Consider the following 15,925-nt stretch of genomic DNA (forward strand, 5'->3'; position numbering starts at 1 on the left):
CCACGGTAAATGTCGAACGTCCCGTGTGGGTGGGACATCACGGAGCATCGTCGCGTCCCCGGCGATCCGGGTCGATCGCGCTGGCCGGAGCGGTCGAGTACGGTTGTCTGGTTGCGAATGGTGCAGAGGCACAGAGCTGCTAGGGGCGTTCATGTCGGCGCTGGGACGACCGGGCTGGGTGCTGGGTGGCCGGTATCGGTTGATCGAGAAGCTGGGTAGTGGCGGGTTCGGGACCGTGTGGAAGGCGCGGGACGAGCGGTCGCGGGTGGATGTCGCGGTGAAGGAAGTGCTGTTGCCGCAGGCGGAGTCGGATGCGGAGCATGCCGAGCGGGTCGCGCGGGCCGAGCGGGAGGCTCGGAATGCGGTGCGGCTGCGGGATCACCCGAATATCGTGAGTGTGCTGGATGTGGTCACCGATGGCGGGACGCCGTGGATCGTGATGGATCTGGTGGCTGGGCGGTCGCTCAAACAGCGGGTCGATGCCGAGGGGCCGGTGGGGGTGGCGGATGCCGGCGCTATCGCGGACGCGATGCTGCGGGCGCTGCGGGCCGCGCACGATGCCGGGGTCGTGCATCGTGACGTGAAGCCGGGCAATATTCTGCTCGGCGCCGGCGGAGAAGTGCTGCTGACGGATTTCGGTACCGCCCGCCATCATTCCGATCACACGCTGACCGCCAAAGAGACCATCATCGGGTCGTTCGAGTACATGGCGCCCGAACGCATCGACGGCGACGACACCCCCGCGGGCGACCTGTATTCCCTCGGCGTCACCCTGTACCAGGCGGTGGAAGGCGTTTCGCCGTTTCGCCGCGACACCATCCAGGGAACCATGAAAGCGGTGATGTTCGCGGCCGCTCCCCTACCCGCACGCGCCGGCCAGCTCGCCCGCCTCATCACCCGGCTGATGGACAAACAACCGGAACTACGCCCTTCCATCAGCGAAGCACTGCTGCTGCTCACCGAGCGCACGCCTCCCGCCCCCAAACAGCTGGTCCCCCCGACCAATTCGCGATCCCCCGAAAGCGGCCGCAAACGCGGCGAGGTCGGCCAGCTGCTGGCCCGCGCCCGCGAATACCAGCAGCGCGGCAACATCCGCGAAGCCGAACGCCTACTCCGCCAGGCCGCCTCCTCCAACGATGCCTTGGCCATGTCCTTCCTGGCCCGACTACTCGAAAACCGCGGCGCCCGAACCGAAGCCGAACGTTGGTACCGCCGAGCCGCCGAAAGCGGCGAAACCCTCTCGATGCTCACCCTCGGCCACATGTGCCTGCAATCCGGCGACCTCAACCAGGCCGCCTACTGGTACCGCCGCTACGTAGACCACGGCCACGTCCTGGGCAAGGTCCACCTCGCAGCCGTCCACGAAGCCCGCGGCGAAACCGACCGAGCCGAACTCCTCTACCGCGAGGTAGAGCAAGACAGCGACATGGTCGCCCTCAAAGCCCTCGGCGACCAATGGAAATCCCTGGGCCGCACCGACGCCGCCAAACGCGCCTACCGCAAGTCCGCCCAAGCCGGCTACGCCCCCGCCAAAGCGGCCCTGGAAAGCCTCCCCCGCTCATAACCCCCCGTCGTCGGCGTGGACAGTGCCGGTGGTTGTCGCGGGTCAGCGGGTGGGGAGGCGGGCTACTGCGGCTCGGAGGATTACTTCGGCCATGGGGCAGTTCATTTCTCGGGTGCTGTCTATCCAGCTGATGATTACGGCGAGGGTTTCGGTGTTGGTGGTGGGGTCTAGGTATTCGCGGGTGCAGGTGGTGGTGACGTCGGGGGTGTCGAGGTACATGCGGACGCCTTCGACGATTTTGGTTTCGGCGGGGGTGGGGGTGTAGGTGCCGGTGCGAGAGAGGCGGATGGTGGCTTCTACGCCGCCGTCCCATACGCAGGAGTGGGCGTCGGAGATGGAGGGTTGGAGGGGGGTGGGGCCGATGGTTTTGGTGACTGCTTCGCGGGTGACGAGGGAGCAGGGGGTGAGGGTGGCGAAGGAGGTGGTGGGGCGGGGTGAGGTGGGGGCGGTGGTTAGGGTGCGGGCGAGGGTGGTGGCTATGGGATCTATTGGGGTGCAGTTCTTCACGGTGGCGGGCTGGCGGAGTTCGAGGGTGATGCCGGAGGTGGTGTCGGGTGCGGCGGCGGCGATGGAGCGGGAGCAGCGGGGGGCGGCGCCGGTGCGGACGGCGATACCGTCGACGAAGGATTGCTGCGGGGTGAAGCCGGTGAGGTGCTGGCCGAGGGTGAGTTCCAGTTCGTAGCCGGAGGAGGCGGCCAGGCAGCCCCAGCTGGGGGTTTCGGCGAGCTTCCAGGCGGATTTGGGGAGCGTGGCTGGCGATGCCGGGAAGGAATCGCCGAGGGCGGTGGTGAGCCAGGCGCAGGCATCGGTTCGGCGCAACTGGTCGAGGGAGATGCCCGGGACCGGAGCGGGTTCGGTGCTGGGGGCCGGGTCGTCCCGGGTTACCGCGATGGCCGTGGCGGTGGCGGCGAGCAGGATCAGCGCCGCGACGCCGGCGGCTATGCGGATCAGGGGTCTGGTGCGGGACAGCCGCCTGCGCATGGACCGGACCCCGGCGGTTCCGGATTCCGTTGTGCGACTGAGCGCTTCGGACAGGCGTACGCCCACGGCGGGCGCGGCGCCGGCGGTGGTGACGGTGGGCTGGGCGGCGACGAGCTGGTGAACTTGCTGTTCTTGTTCGTCGATGGCGTTCAGGACCGAGGTAGGCCACGAGACGGCCGTGGGATTACCGAGACCGCGCAGGATCTGGGCGGGGGTCGGACGGGCGCCCGGGTCGGGCCGCAGACAGGCGGCGATCAGATCGTGCAGCGGCGCGGGAACCGATCGCAGGTCAGCAGCAGGCGATTCGCCGGTGGCGGCGTAGACGAGCACCGCACCGAGCGAGTACACATCGGCCGCAGGCGCCGGGTCATAGCCGTGCCGCTGTTCGGGCGCCAGATAAGGGGTGTCGAGCGGCGGCATCCCCGGCGGCGGCGGGATGCCGATCTCGGCCAATCGCACACTGTCACGGGTCAATCCGACGGTGTCGGGACGGACGCGCCGATGCACCAGCCCGGCCGCGTGCACACTGTCGAGCGCGGCCGCCAGCCCGGCGGCGAGGGCTCGAACGGCGGGCACGGGCAGCGCCCGATGTCGGGCGACAATGCTGTCCAGGCTGATGGCAGGCACGAATACCGACGAGCGCCAAGGGTTTTCATCCTCGGAGTCGACGTCGATGACCGTGGGATTCCCCGGCCCGCCGACCCGCATGGAAGCCACTGCGTTCGCCCGCCACCGCGCCCGGAAATCCGGTTCGGACAGCAGCGGCGCACCCACGCGTTGCAGTACGTACACGCCCCCGTCCGGCCCGACACCGAGAAAGGTGCGGAACCCGGGCCCGGTGCCGAGCACGCCCAGCAGGCGGTACGGCCCGATGCGCGGCGGATCCTCCGGGGTGATGGATTCGATGCTCATAATCTCGGCAGCTTCTTCAGAATGGGAGCGGCGATGGCGTCGGCGAGCTCACACGCGTCCTTCTCGGGCACCCGCCGCGAAAGATAGTCCACGGCAACGATTTCCCCATTGCGCCCGGTGGTCGGCTGGGCGAGCACGATGTAGGAGCACCGCTGCGGCGAGCGATCCATATTGTAGGCATTCCGGCTGTCGACCGAGCGATACCCGCGCCCGCGCGCACCGGACCACGCGGGCCGCAGCCGTTCGTCGAAACTGAGCGTGAGTTCCCCGTCCCGGCCCGACAGCAGACAGCCGTGCGGCCCGGACGTGGTGTAGACGGCGGGATCCCCGATCCCCGCCGGGGTGGTTCCGCGCTCGAACAACGTGCAAGGATCCAGGGCCAGTACGGAATTCGCGGGCAGCGCACGCAACGGCGGATTCACCGACAGCCGATGCACGATCGCGCGCAGCGCCTTCTCCGCGGCCACGCACCCGTCCCCGCTCGCCACCCGAACCCGCAGATTCACCGACAGCGGCAGCCCGCTCTGGGTGATGACATAGCGATCACAGGTGGCGGCGGTGGCGGCCGGCCCCAGCACCGGCATCCACGCGATGGTGCTCCCGGTAGGCTCGTTCCGCGCCCGCACCGTCCCCACCGGATTGGCCACGGACAGCGTGTATTCCAGCTTCCGCCCGGCGGTATCGGTCATCCCGGTCGCGCACGCCATCGCCCCGTCCGCGGTCAGCTCGTCGACATAGGTGCCGAATTCCCCCAGCACCGCCGGTCCGAGCAGCTCGCATACGTCCAGACCGCGAATCTCCTTGTCCGTCAGCACGAGCGGCGGATCACCCATGGCGATGGCATGCCCCGGCACCGTCGTATCCACCAGCAGGCTCGCCGCCAGCACCGCCACCGAACCCACCGCCACACCCACCACGATCCGGCGATACCACGGCCGCAGCCGTTTCCAGGGCCCGGCCGATTCGGCCGGCCCGTCGGCCCACCGCACCGCCTCCATCCGGAATTCCTCGATCCGCCGCCGCACCGGCCCCGGCCACACCGGATCGGCCGGAATCCGCTCGGCCGCGTCCAGCACCTGTGCGGGTGTCGGCCGCAGCGCCGCATCGGGATTCAGGCAGGCGGCGATCAGCTCGCGCATCTCCGCCGGCACCGCACCCAGATCCGCCGTACCGTGCAACGGTCCCGCCGACCCGAACGGAATCGACCCGGTCGCCGCCATCACCAGCACCGACCCGAGCGAGAACACATCCGACGCCATGGTCAGCGACTGCCCGCCCGCCTGTTCGGGCGACATGTACGCGGGCGACCCGATCCGCACCCCCGCCATGGTCAGCGCCACATCGGTTTCCAGCGCCAGCGCGATCCCGAAGTCGATGACGCGCGGCCCCTCGGCGGTGAGCAGCACATTGCTCGGTTTGAGATCGCGATGCACCAGCTCGGTGCGATGGATCTCCAGCAGCGCCGACGCCAGCCCGACCGCCAGTAGCTTCAACCCCGGCAACGGCAGTTTGCCGTAGCTGTCGAGCATCTCCTGCAAGGTCGGACCGGCGATGAATTCCGTTGCCAGCCATGGCCGATCGCAGTCGATGTCGTACCCGACCACACCCGCCGTGTACGCCCCGGTGACCCGTTTGGACGCTTCGATCTCCCGCCGGAACCGCGCATGGAACGTCACGTCACCCGCGAGCTCGCGGTGGATCAGCTTGATGGCCACCAACCGCCCGTCCGGTCCCCGCCCCAGCAGCACCTCCCCCATGGCCCCGTGCCCGATCACCGCCAGCACCCGGTAGCGGCCCAGTTGCTTCGGCACGTGCCGACCCCGGGGTTTCATCGTCGCGCCTCCCTCGCCGATGTCATCGATTCTCCCTCGAGAGCGCCGCCTGCGCCGCCGCCATCTGCCGCACGGGCACTTCCTGATTGCCGTTGATCCGCCATACGTACGCCCCGTGCCGCAGCAGGCAGGCGTAGTGCCGGGCGTCGATGACGCGGGCGTCGGGTTGCGTGGCCCGGTAGCAGGGCACGCCGGTGACGCCCGCGCCCGCGTCCATGCTCTCGTAACCCGTTGCCTTCAGCTCGCTTTCGATGGCGTGCTGCAACGAGTCGGCGGCATCGCCGTCCTCGGCGCGAAAGAGCTGGTTGTTGTGCGCCACCGCCACCGCGTCGACTTTGAATTCCCTGTACTCCGACAGCCGCTGCGACGGCCGGTCCAGCAGCAGGGCGTAGGCGCGCGGCCCGTACACCGCGAATTCCAGCTTGTCCGGGGTGTTCGTCCCGGTCCGCACCAGATCGGTGAGCAGTTCGTCCGGATCCATCTTCAGGTTCGGCAGGTCGGCCGAGCGCGTGGGCATGAACCCGGACAGGCCGCTCACCTGTTCCTTGACGGTCCGGTCCAGCATGTCGACGAGCTGGCTGGCGCGCGCGTTCTCGAACTTGGCATTGACGACCAGCACCAGGGATTTCCACGTGGTCCAGGCGGTCGCGATCTTCACTCGCGATTGCCAGTACCCTTGCGCGGCAAGAACATTGGGAATGGCCAGCATACTGTTCCCGGCCTCGGACCCGAAGTCGGCCGCCGCCATGGCCTGCGCCGCCGCCACCGCCAGCTCGTCACTGGGCAGCGCCAGCACGGTGACGGTCAGCGACTTCCCGGGCTGCTGTCCGAGCTGCGCGGAATTCCCGGCCACGGCGCTGTACCCGCCCAGCACCTCGAACGGCTGCAGGGCAGTCCGGGCGGCGGGCGAGAGCGGGCCGGACGCGCCGGCATGATCCACGATCACCCCGCCGCCGCGCCCATGGGTGAGGTCGGAGTCGATCTGCTGCGCGAACACCAGGCGCTCGCCGATCCGCAACGACTCCACCAGGATCCCGCGTGCGGCGCTCGCCTTGCCGTCGTAATCGGCCGCCGCCCGGGCCGTCGAATAGGGTCCGAGATCCGGTGCGGGCGTGGCTTCCCCGCACCCGCTCACCCCGAGCACCAGGCTGGTCAGCACCGCCAGTCCGCGCGCGCGATATCGCCGCCCCCGCATACCGTTCATGCTATTTCTTCGGCAGCCGCGCAATGGCGGCGGTGAGCACCGAGGTCGCCGTAGCGCATTGCGATCCGTCCTGTTTGTCCGAAATAACCAGGGCTGTCACGGTTTCCACATAGGTTTCGTCGATGGCCCGGAACCGATAGAGCCGCTGGCAATGCATGGCCGAATCGAAACTGTTCGGTTGTTCGATGACAATGCCGTTGTCCAGCTCCACCACATCGCCGCGAGTGACCACATCCACTTGACGCGGCAGCTCCAATTGCAATTCCACCGACGTCGCACCCCGCCACACGCAGCCGTGCGCTTCCGGGATACCGGGTCCGGCCGCGCCCGCCGTGGCGATCTCCGAATCGGTGAGCAGCGCACAGGGATCGACCACGGCCAGCGATCGAGCGTCGGCGGCGGCCGGTCGCGCGGACAGCGTCGCGGTGAGCCGATCGAGGATATGCCGGGCCAGCAGGCACTCACCGCTGCCCGAGGTCACGACCGTGATGCCCCAACGCTGCTCCGTGCCCCCATTGGCCACCGCGAACGCACATTCGGTGCCGCGCCGGATCAGCTCGAACCCATTGACTTCGGCGCCGGTGGCGGCGAACCGGTCCACGCTCTGCCCGATTTCGACCGCGAATTGATCGCCACCGGAGGTGCCGATGCACCCCCACGTCACCGTCGGCCCCCACCGCCACGCCGCGATATCGCGTTTGGCCCCGGAGGAAGCCGTCACCACTTCCGCGGGCAAGACCGGGCCGAGCGCCTGCTTCAACCAGCCGCACATATCCGTGGACCGCAGCTCGGCCAGCGCGGGCAGGGCGCCGCTCGTGCCGTCCCCGGCCGGACCGTCGCGCAGGAACACCACCACCCCGCCGATCACCGCGATCACCACCGCCGCCAGCGCCCCCAGCACCAGTCCCCGCCGTCGGCGCGGGGTGATCGTGCCGCCGTGGGCGGCCGCCGGGAGCAACGGCGCGGGCACCGCGGGCACGATCACCCCGGTCGCGTCGGGATCGGTGGTGAAGGCGCGCAAGCGCTGCGCCTGTTCCTCGATGGCGCGATGGATCAGCGGCGGCCACGGCTGCGATCGCACCGACAGCACCCCGAGGTGGTCGAGGATCTGCGCCGGCGTCGGCCGCGCCGCCGGATCCTTGCGCAGGCAGGCCCCGACCAGATCCCGCAGTTCCACCGGCACCCGTTCCAGCCGCGGTTTGTCATTGACCACATTGGCCAGAATCTGCGCCGGCAGCGAGGCCGCGAACGGATTCACCCCGGTGGCAGCGCAATACAGCAGCGTGCCGAGGGAGAAGATATCGCTGGCCGAGGTGATCTGCTGGCGGGTCGCCTGCTCCGGCGACATGTACGACACGCTGCCCACCACACCGACGCCGGTCAGCTCCCCCGCGTCGCCCACCATCTGCGCGATGCCGAAGTCGATGACGCGCGGACCGTCGGCGGCCAGAATCACATTGGCGGGCTTGAGATCCCGGTGCACCAGTCCGGCGTCGTGAATCGAATGCAACGCGGACGCCAGCCCCGAGGCGAGCGTGCGCAGCGCCGAGACCGGGAGCGGGCCGAAATTCTCGACGGCTTTGTCGAGTGCGACGCCCGGAATGAAAACCGATGCGAGCCAGGGCGTGTCCCCGGCCGTGGAATAGTCGATGACGGCCGCCGCGAAGGCCCCGGAGACGCGCGCGGAAATGGTGACCTCATTGGCGAACCGGTCCCGGTATTCCTGATTGCCGAGCAAATGCGCGTGAATCTGTTTGATGGCGACGAAACGCCCGTCTGGGCCGATGCCGAGCAGCACCCGGCCCATTCCGCCCCTGCCGAGGACACCCAGTATCCGATAGCGACCGACCTGGGCCGGTTCATCTGCCGCCAGCGGCTCGAGCAATTACCCATCTCCCCGACACGCGTCGCACCCGTCCCACCGGCGAAACGACCGCTTACCCGGGGTATTCGACCGCTTACAACGAGTCCGATGGAAAATCTAACATCAACGATCCTCCGGCACACCCGGATTGCAATGGCCTCGTTCAGGGCCGGTCACGGCGCCGAGCGGGTGACGGCCGCCAGCGCCGCGGTGATCTCGTGCGGCCCGCGATTGCGCAGGCGCGCCGCGATATGCCCGTCCGGCCGCACCAGCAGCGCTTCCTCCGGTTCGAGTTCGTAGCTGATCGCGTGCGCGCCGGGCAGCGTCTCGACGTGCAATGGCCATGGCGCGCCGGCGGTTTGCGTCCAGCGGGCCGGTTCGGGCGCGAGCAGGGTGAACCATTCGCCGAGGGTGTCGAGGGTGGAGCGGCCGGGGCCCAGCCAGCGGTGCGGCAGCCGGTCGCCGGGCCCGGCGGTGGGCAGGTAGTCGGTGCCGGGATCGGGCGCGGCGCCGGTCACGCCGAGCACCGCGGCCGAGCGATAGCTGACGCCGAGCACCAGGCCGAGCTGGGCGAAAAACCGTTCCGACCAAGGCAGTTCGACGTGTTCGGGGGTCGGTTCCCGGCTGCGCAACTGTTCGCCCCGCTTGTCCTGGACGTCGAAGGCCAGCCGGGCGTTGGCGACCGCCTGCCGCAGCGTCCGCTGGGCGACCGGTAGTCGTTCCGGCTCATAGGTTTCCAGCAATTCCGGTCCCGCCCAGCCGCGCAGTATGCCCGCGAGCTTCCAGCACAGGTTGTGCACGTCGGCGATGCCCGCGTTCATGCCCATCCCGCCGGTGACCGGAACGGCGTGCGCGGCATCGCCGGCCAGCAGGATGCGCCCGTGCCGGAACCGCTCGGCCACGAAGGCGTTCATCACCCAGTGCTGTACGCGCAGCACTTCGACCTTCGTGTCGATGCGCGGCCCGAGCGCCCGCAGCACATGCGCGGCCCAGTCCGTTCGCAGCGGGTGCGCCGGGGTCCGCCCGAACCAGGCCCAGCCGCCCTCGGGATACAGCGGCGCGACGGTGCCGTACGCGGTGAAATACAACCCGGCCGGATGCGCGGCGCAGCAGTCGCGCAGATCGGCATCGAACACGACGGTGGTCAGCTCGGCCATGGCGCCGGGACCGGTCGTGCCGATATCGAGTCCTTGCCGCACAGTGGAATTCGCCCCGTCGGCGGCGAGCAGGTAGCGCGCCCGCACCTGGGTCCGGATCCCGGCCCGGCGCTCGATCAGCCCCGCGGTCACCCCGTCGTCGTCCACCGCCAGTTCCACCAGTTCGACCCCGAACCGCACCGGCGTGCGCGCGGCCGCGATGAGCGTCGGCTCCAGCCGATCCTGCGAGGTGATGGCCCCGATGACCGGGCTCTCCGCGATCGGCGCGTCGATCCCCACCATGGCCGCTGCCGCGAAATCCTGCTCGCACAGGGTGTCCCGGAACCGGATGCGCCCGTACTCGCGCGCGAACCCGCGCTCGCTCACGGTCGCGGCGATGCCGAGTTGCCGGAAGATCTCCATCGAGCGCACATTCACCAGCCGCGACCGCGGAAAGGGCGATAGCTCAGTATGTTTCTCGATCAACAGCACTCGCACACCCCAGCGCTCCAAGAGCGCCCGCGCCGTCAACCCGACCGGCCCGCCACCGACGATCAATACCTCTACCTCGACGTTCGCTGCGGCCATGCCGAGCTCCTCGCGGTCGATACGCCCCGTCCGAAGCTCCAGTTTCGCACTTCACCCCGGCCGCGGCGAAGGCATTTCGGCAGATCGCCCCGGGTTCACCGGCCGCGCGCCGGGAACATTTCCTGCGCCTTGGTTTTCACGCCCTGCGCCACCAGATGCCAGCCGCCCGGATCCCCGCGCAGCACCGCCTCGGTCACCGCCTTCAGCTGGTCCCAGGTGGCGTGCGGCGGAATCGGCGGCACCTCCGGATCGGTGTGGAAGTCCAGCACCACCGGATGATCGGCGGCGAGCGCGGCATCCCAGGCCGGGCCGATCTGATCGGGGTGGTCGATGGTGAACCCGCCCAGCCCGGCACTGCGCGCGAATTCGGCGTAGTCGATATCCGGAAGCGTTTGCGATTCCTCGAATTTCGGCGCGCCGCCCATGGCGCGCAGCTCCCAGGTGACCTGGTTGAGGTCGTTGTTGTGGAAGACGCACACGATCAGGCGCGGATCGGACCAGCGCTGCCGGTAGCGGTGCACGGTGAGCAGTTCGGCCATCCCGTTCATCTGCATGGCGCCGTCCCCGACCAGCGCGATGGCCGGCCGATCGGGATGGGCGAATTTCGCGCCGATGGCGTACGGCACGCCGCAGCCCATGCTGGCCAGGGTGCCCGACAGCGATCCGCGCATCGCGCCCCGGAACCGCAGGAAACGCGCGTACCAGTTGGTGGAGGAACCGGAATCCGCGGTCACGATGGCATCCTCGGGCAGCCGCCGCGACAGCTCCCACACCACCCGCATCGGATTGACCGGCTTGGCCTCGAGCATGGCCTGCCGTTCCAGGGTCTGCCACCAGCGCGCCACGCTCTCCTCGAGCTCGTTGCGCCAGGCCCGGTCCGGCCGGGGCGTGAGCAGCGGAATCAGGCGCGCCAGGGTGGGCTTGGCGGCGCCGACCAGGTTCACCTCGGTCGGATACCGCATCCCGATCATGGTGCCGTCGATATCGATCTGCACGGCCCGCGCCTGCCCGAACTCGGGCAGGAACTGGCTGTAGGGGAAGTTCGAGCCGACGATGAGCAGGGTGTCGCATTCATGCATGAGCTCGTAGCTGGGCCGGCTGCCGAGCAGTCCGATCGGACCGGTCACGAAGGACAGGTCGTCGGAGAGAATATCCTTGCCCAGCAAGGCTTTCGCCACCCCCGCACCGGTGAGTTCGGCGACCGCGATGAGTTCGTCCACCGCGTCGCGCGCCCCCTGCCCGATCAGGATGGCCACCCGCGAGCCCGCGTTCAGGATCTCCGCGGCCCGCCGGATCTCGCTCTCGGGCGCGATGACCAGCGGGGCCGCCAGTTCGCCCGGCGGACTCGAGGGCACCTGCCGGAAGGCGTGCTCGGGCGGGGAGTAGGTCTCTTCCTGCAGATCGGCGGGCAGGATCACCGCGGTCGGCGCCCGCCGCGTCCACGCCGTCCGGAACGCCCGGTCGACGGCATTGGGCAGCTGGCTCGGAACATTGACCTCCACCAGGTATTCCGAGGCCACGTCCTCGAGCAGCACCCGCAGGTTCACCTCCTGCTGATAGCTGCCGCCGACCGCGCCGCGCGCGGTCTGCCCGACGATCGCCACCACCGGCACATGGTCCAGCTTGGCGTCGTAGAGCCCGTTCAGCAGATGGATCGCGCCCGGCCCCGAGGTCGCCGTGCACACGCCCACCGCGCCGCTGAACTTCGCGTAGCCGGTGGCCGCGAACGCGGCCATCTCCTCATGCCTGGTCTGCACGAACGCGGGCCGGTCGCCCGCTCGACCGAAGGCGGCGATGAGACCGTTGATGCCGTCGCCGGGATAACCGAAGACCTGTTCGACGCCCCACTCCCGTAGTCGCGCCACGACATGATCGCCGACCTGCTCGCTCATGGTCTCTCCCAGCTGTGGTGTCCTCGTCGCCTCCCGGTCGCTGCCGCGATACCCGCGCAGCCACCACCGCAAACGCCCGCGGGATCGGTGTGCGGGTGCGGCGAACGGGTAGAGCCCGGGACAGGAGGTAAAGGAAAAATGGTGGAAATGCCAGGGAATCCGGGATCCAAGGGATCCCCGGTGTCCAATCTGACCGGGCTGGGCGTCGACCAGTTGCGGGCGGTCGTGCGTGAGCAGACCGAGCGCGCGATGCGCGAAACCATCGGGCGCATGCCGCAATTCGGGGCGCGAGCCAAACTGAACGCCACGGCCGCACTGCTCGGGCTGTACGGCGGCGGCGCGGTGGTCGCGGCGGTGATCCTGCTGCTGGCGCTGGCCCTGCCGGACTGGGTGGCGGCGGTGCTGGTCGGCATCGTGCTGCTGGTCGCGGCGGCCGTGGTCCGGGCGCAGGCGAAAGCGAAGACTAGCGGGGCAGCAGCGGACCCAGCGGACCCAGATCGATATTCAAATCCGCTGGGCTGAGCCCGAAATGGGCGCTCAGGTCGTCCATGGCCGCGGCCAGCCGCATCAGGGTCGTGCCGATCTGTTCGATCTGCTGATCGGACAGATCGCCGACCTCGACGCGCCGCAGGGCCTGCCGTTCCATCAGCTGCCGCAGCAGTTCGACGATGGTGAGCACCAGGGTGGCCAGACCGCGCTCCACGGTGGCCGGATCCAGTTCGATGCGTTCGCTCGGAGTGGCCGGTTCGGGCATGGTCAACCTTCCAGGAGGTTCGCGACGGAGGTGATCAGCGTGCGCAGCGAGATGTGGACCAGCTCCACGTCGGCGATGGAGAGGGTGATATCGCCGGAGATCACCACCCCGCCCGCCAGCACGCGATCGAGCAGGTCGATGAGCGCGATCTCCCGATCGCGGTAGTGCGCGAGGCCGGAATCGCCCGGCCCGGGCGTGATCCGGTGCGGTTCGCTCATCACAGATCGCCCGCGCCGGCGACGAACGAATACGGCAGCCACGGCCCGGTCTGCTCCACGATCAGCAGCGGATGGTCCGCCAATCTGTTCACCGCGCCCCGGAATTCACCGATTCGCGCGTGATCGACCAGATATGCGGCATTGAGCAGCATCGGGGTGTCGCGGCCGGTGAGCGCGCGATCGGTGACGGGCCGGCGACGGGCGGCCACCGCGTACGGGCACAGCTCGCGGAACAGTTCGGCGGCGGCCAGGTCGGCGGCATCGCGCTCGGTGCGGTCGCGGTGCAGCGATTCGCGGCGCAGCTTCAGGTATTCGGCACCGGAGGTGGCCCGCGGCATGCGGTCCGGATCGCCGCGGTGGGCTTGAAAGGCTTTGACTCCCAATTCGATTCGGCCCTCGACCAGCGACAGCGCGCGGTCGAGATCGTCCCGCCGGTCGCTCAGCAGCCGGCGCACGCCCTCGTCGTCGCCGCACAGCACCGCGAGCCGCACCGGCACGACGGCCCGGCCGTCGGCCACCGCTTCGATGACGGCGTTATGGGCGTCGGCGGTGGCGGCCAGCCAATCGAAGTCGTTCAGGTTGCGCTGTAAGGCTTCCGCGCCGAAACGGTCCACCGGCACGGTGCCCACCACCGCGGTCAGGCCCGCGGCCGTGACGCCCCGGGTCGCCTCGCCGCCCACCCCGGCGGGTGTGCGCGCGACATCGTCCCCGCGCTGCACCGCGTACACCCACACCACGCGCTCACTTCCCATCGCCTTCCTCCAGTTCGGCCAGGCGCTGCCGCAAAAGCTCGTTCTCCGAACGCAATTCGTCCAGTGCCGCGGCGTCCGGACGCGGTGTCACCGCCCGGTCCCCGCGCAGCCACGGATCGCGCTCCCACCAGTCGATGCCGACCTCGCGCGCCGTCTCCAGCGACGCCACCACCAAGCGCAGCTTGATGGTAAGCAGTTCGATATCCAGCAGGTTCACCCGGATGTCCCCCGCGATGACCAGGCCCTTGTCGAGCACCCTTTCCAGAATGTCGCCGAGATTCGCCGGTTCGGAACCGCCGCGCGCCTGATTCGCCGGGTAGCGGCCGGAAGACAGGGTCATCGCCGATCGTCTCCGATCACGCAGCGCTTGCCGCGCCGGATCCGGCGGTAGGACAACAGATTTCCGCTCGCGTCCAGGTCCACCTGATACAGCGCGAGGATGTCCTCCGACGACGGGATGTGGGTGTCCTCCAGCACTTCCACCTCCACCTGCCAGCCGTCATCGGCGGGCTGCACGCCGGTGGCGCCCAGGATCTCCTTGCCGGTCAGTTCGGCGATGTGCCGCACCCCGGCCCCGGCGGCCGCGGCGGCGGACAGCCGTTCCCGGGAACCCGATTCAGTGGCCACCGCCGCTTCCCTTCCGATTGAGCAGCCGGCTCAGCACCTCCTGCTCGGCGCGCTGGTATTCCGCTTCGTCGAGCTGTCCGGCGGCCCGTGCCCGCTCCAGTTCGTCGAGCTGCCGCCGGATGGCGGTCATGCCGTACAGCTCCTTGTCGACCTCCTCGGCCAGCATCCGGGCCAGCGCCACCACGCCGCGCACGGGCAGCAGCGGCAGGCCGAGCAGGGTGCCGATCACGATGCGTCCGGCCCCTCGGCGGCCACGAAATCCCAAGCGGCGAGCGGGCCCACGACCCGCAGGTCGACGCGGCCGCGCCACTGCTCGGCCAGATCGCCGACCAGTCGCATGAGTTCGTCCTGTTTCGCCACCGGCACCAGCACCGCGATATCGGCGACTTCCTCCTCGTGGGTGGGCGGCCGGAGCGCCAGATGTTCGGTGAACGCCTGCAACGCCTGCACCAGCACCTCACCGTCCACCTGTCGCTTGTATTCCAGTGCGGCATTGATGGTTTCGCCCAGTGCGATGCGGGCGTCGCGGCTCAGTTCGGGCGGGGCGGTGCGAATGGTCTCGCGCAGTTCGGCGGCCTGCCGGTTCTCGGCGAGGATCTCGCGCAGCACCGCGTCCTCGACGTACTGGCCCTTCACCAGATATTCGGCGAGGCCGGACAATTCGTCCAGGGCGCGCCGGAAGCGATCGGCATTGGGTTCGAGCAGTTCCCGCTCCACCTCCTCGGCGGCGCTCAGCGCCGCGCCGAAACGCACCGGAATGACCGGCATCTCGGCGACCAGGCTGTCGACCACCCGGGAGAAGGCCTGCAGATCCTCGGCGCGGTCCAGCGGCTGATCGGCCGGGACCTCGCTCACCAGCGCCGCGATCCGGCCGTGTTTGACGGTGCGCACCGGTGCGGGCGTGCGTCCGATGCCGTCCACCTCCGGTTCCACGTCCGCGGGCACGATGCCGTAGATCAGCAGCGCGGTATTCGGATCGGCTTGATTACCAGTGTTTTCGGCGGTGCTCATGATTGGGTCTTCCGGCGGGTCGTGGTCCTGGGCTTGGCCTGTTCCTTCTCTTTGTCCTCGTCCTTACCGGAGCCGAGCGCGCCGAGAATCTGCTGCCCGGCGGCCTCCAGCAATTCCTTCGCGTCGCCCTTGTTGTCCTGCAACGCTCCCGACAGCTGCTTGGTCACCGATTCCACGGTTTCCTTGGCGGTGGAGGCTTTTCCGCCCGACGCCACATCCTTGACCACGTCCGGCAAGCCGGGTTTCTGGTCCTGCGCGGCGATATCGAGCCGATTCACCGCCTCCGCGAAGCGCAGATAGGTATCGACGCTGGCCACCACCACGCGCGCGTCGATGGTCAGGATCTCGATGCCGACCAGCGAAACACGCACATACGCGTCGATCACGAGGCCCTTGTCCAGGATCGTGTCGAGCACCTCGGCCAGGCTGCTGGCGTTCGGCCTGCCGACGCCGCCACCTCCGCCGCGGGGTTGAAGTGCGGTTGTCATTTGTATCCAACTCCTTGTTCGTTCTCTATCGGCCGCCTACCCGCTCCGGCCGCGGCTATGCCCCAATTGCCAGGTTTCTCAGCTCGTTTCGGGCCGGATGTG

At 69.1% G+C, this 15,925-nt stretch carries 16 protein-coding genes; 2 read left to right on the forward strand and 14 right to left on the reverse strand.

Going from position 1 to position 15,925, the window contains the following annotated elements:
- The first annotated feature begins 151 nt into the window (after positions 1 to 151).
- On the forward strand, positions 152 to 1,564 hold the full coding sequence (locus LTV02_RS15880; RefSeq protein WP_233040727.1) for a serine/threonine-protein kinase: 1,413 nt from the start codon (positions 152 to 154) through the stop codon (positions 1,562 to 1,564).
- 42 nt (positions 1,565 to 1,606) lie between these two features.
- Here the strand turns inward: LTV02_RS15880 and LTV02_RS15885 are convergent, their stop codons facing one another.
- The 6 genes from LTV02_RS15885 to LTV02_RS15910 all read right to left on the reverse strand — a co-directional run bounded on the left by LTV02_RS15885 (position 1,607) and on the right by LTV02_RS15910 (position 11,973).
- Positions 1,607 to 3,457: a serine/threonine protein kinase gene (locus LTV02_RS15885; protein WP_233041941.1), complete on the reverse strand. Its 1,851-nt coding sequence runs from the start codon at positions 3,455 to 3,457 to the stop codon at positions 1,607 to 1,609.
- A complete protein-coding gene (locus LTV02_RS15890) occupies positions 3,454 to 5,289 on the reverse strand; it encodes a serine/threonine-protein kinase (protein ID WP_233040728.1) in 1,836 nt (611 codons plus the stop codon). Before LTV02_RS15890 ends, LTV02_RS15885 begins: the two co-directional genes overlap by 4 nt.
- 22 nt (positions 5,290 to 5,311) lie before the next feature.
- Complete coding sequence (locus LTV02_RS15895; protein WP_233040729.1) at positions 5,312 to 6,484, reverse strand: DUF7373 family lipoprotein; 1,173 nt, start codon at positions 6,482 to 6,484, stop codon at positions 5,312 to 5,314.
- A gap of 10 nt (positions 6,485 to 6,494) precedes the next feature.
- Complete coding sequence (locus LTV02_RS15900) at positions 6,495 to 8,378, reverse strand: serine/threonine-protein kinase (RefSeq protein WP_233040730.1); 1,884 nt, start codon at positions 8,376 to 8,378, stop codon at positions 6,495 to 6,497.
- 152 nt (positions 8,379 to 8,530) lie between these two features.
- Positions 8,531 to 10,081, reverse strand: coding sequence for an FAD-dependent monooxygenase (locus LTV02_RS15905; RefSeq protein WP_233040731.1), 1,551 nt, complete (start codon positions 10,079 to 10,081; stop codon positions 8,531 to 8,533).
- 95 nt (positions 10,082 to 10,176) lie between these two features.
- Entirely contained in the window at positions 10,177 to 11,973 is a 1,797-nt protein-coding gene (locus tag LTV02_RS15910; RefSeq protein WP_233040732.1) for a thiamine pyrophosphate-requiring protein, read from the reverse strand.
- 180 nt (positions 11,974 to 12,153) lie between these two features.
- Between LTV02_RS15910 and LTV02_RS15915 the strand changes: the two genes are divergently transcribed.
- Positions 12,154 to 12,495 carry a phage holin family protein gene (locus LTV02_RS15915; protein ID WP_233040733.1) on the forward strand — a complete coding sequence of 114 codons (342 nt, stop codon included), beginning with the start codon at positions 12,154 to 12,156 and terminating at the stop codon, positions 12,493 to 12,495.
- Here the strand turns inward: LTV02_RS15915 and LTV02_RS15920 are convergent.
- From LTV02_RS15920 to gvpJ (LTV02_RS15955), 8 genes are read right to left on the reverse strand one after another with little or no spacing between them, the layout of a single operon-like run.
- Positions 12,437 to 12,727 (reverse strand): gas vesicle protein K, encoded by a 291-nt coding sequence (locus LTV02_RS15920; protein ID WP_233040734.1) that lies wholly within the window; start codon positions 12,725 to 12,727, stop codon positions 12,437 to 12,439. The genes LTV02_RS15915 and LTV02_RS15920 overlap by 59 nt on opposite strands.
- Positions 12,728 to 12,729: 2 nt before the next feature.
- Positions 12,730 to 12,945 carry a gas vesicle protein gene (locus LTV02_RS15925; protein ID WP_233040735.1) on the reverse strand — a complete coding sequence of 72 codons (216 nt, stop codon included), beginning with the start codon at positions 12,943 to 12,945 and terminating at the stop codon, positions 12,730 to 12,732.
- Positions 12,945 to 13,697, reverse strand: a complete 753-nt coding sequence (locus LTV02_RS15930; RefSeq protein ID WP_233040736.1) for a GvpL/GvpF family gas vesicle protein — start codon at positions 13,695 to 13,697, stop codon at positions 12,945 to 12,947. Before LTV02_RS15930 ends, LTV02_RS15925 begins: the two co-directional genes overlap by 1 nt.
- Complete coding sequence (gene gvpJ / locus LTV02_RS15935; protein WP_233040737.1) at positions 13,687 to 14,037, reverse strand: gas vesicle protein GvpJ; 351 nt, start codon at positions 14,035 to 14,037, stop codon at positions 13,687 to 13,689. The genes LTV02_RS15930 and gvpJ (LTV02_RS15935) overlap by 11 nt, the downstream gene beginning before the upstream one ends.
- Positions 14,034 to 14,324 carry a gas vesicle protein GvpO gene (gene gvpO, locus LTV02_RS15940; RefSeq protein WP_233040738.1) on the reverse strand — a complete coding sequence of 97 codons (291 nt, stop codon included), beginning with the start codon at positions 14,322 to 14,324 and terminating at the stop codon, positions 14,034 to 14,036. Before gvpO ends, gvpJ (LTV02_RS15935) begins: the two co-directional genes overlap by 4 nt.
- Complete coding sequence (ccmI, locus tag LTV02_RS15945) at positions 14,314 to 14,553, reverse strand: c-type cytochrome biogenesis protein CcmI (RefSeq protein ID WP_233040739.1); 240 nt, start codon at positions 14,551 to 14,553, stop codon at positions 14,314 to 14,316. The genes gvpO and ccmI overlap by 11 nt, the downstream gene beginning before the upstream one ends.
- Complete coding sequence (locus LTV02_RS15950) at positions 14,550 to 15,335, reverse strand: GvpL/GvpF family gas vesicle protein (RefSeq protein WP_233040740.1); 786 nt, start codon at positions 15,333 to 15,335, stop codon at positions 14,550 to 14,552. Before LTV02_RS15950 ends, ccmI begins: the two co-directional genes overlap by 4 nt.
- Complete coding sequence (gvpJ, locus tag LTV02_RS15955) at positions 15,332 to 15,823, reverse strand: gas vesicle protein GvpJ (protein WP_233040741.1); 492 nt, start codon at positions 15,821 to 15,823, stop codon at positions 15,332 to 15,334. The genes LTV02_RS15950 and gvpJ (LTV02_RS15955) overlap by 4 nt, the downstream gene beginning before the upstream one ends.
- Positions 15,824 to 15,925: the final 102 nt, after the last annotated feature.

This window comes from Nocardia yamanashiensis (assembly GCF_021183565.1).
GTDB lineage: Bacteria > Actinomycetota > Actinomycetes > Mycobacteriales > Mycobacteriaceae > Nocardia > Nocardia yamanashiensis.